The 510-nt window shown below is 40.8% G+C and carries 1 protein-coding gene; it reads right to left on the bottom strand.

The features are described from left to right. Window positions 1–510, bottom strand: a 510-nt coding sequence (locus CD112_RS13410; RefSeq protein ID WP_258026725.1) for a Rib/alpha-like domain-containing protein, incomplete at both ends; no start/stop codon positions are given.

Below are 510 nucleotides of genomic sequence, written 5' to 3'. Positions count from 1 at the left end.
TACCTTTGACTTCATCTTCAGTAGTTGCTGTGCCATATGGTTTTGTGATTTCTCCCGCAGTCGGTTCATATTTATCATTTTGCGGTTGCGGATTAACTGTAACTTTAACTACTACATGGTCTTTTGTACCATCTGGATAAGTGACTGTAACCGGCACATCAAATACCCCATGAGTATTTCCATCAGGTAAGTTAGTTGGATCTTCCACTGTGACCACTGGTGTACCTTTATCCACTGGGAAGTTAGGTACTGTCACTTTATCTTTGACCTCTTGTTCAGTTGTGCATTGACCAAATGGTTTTTCAATCGGTTGGACAGTTGGTTCATAAGTGTCTGAATCTTTTGGACCGACTGTTACTTTCACATTCACTGTATCTGTTGTTTTATCCGGATAAGTGACTGTGACTGGCACTTCAAACTCACCGCTTGTTTTACCGTCAGGTACTTTTGTTGTATCTACAGTAATAACTGGTTGGTCTCCTTCTTTAGGGAAATCCGGAACACTTACTT

Origin of the sequence: Staphylococcus simulans, from assembly GCF_002902285.1 — a bacterium.
In the GTDB taxonomy this organism is placed as follows: Bacteria; Bacillota; Bacilli; order Staphylococcales; family Staphylococcaceae; genus Staphylococcus; species Staphylococcus simulans.
This window is presented reverse-complemented; position numbering and strand designations above follow the sequence as displayed.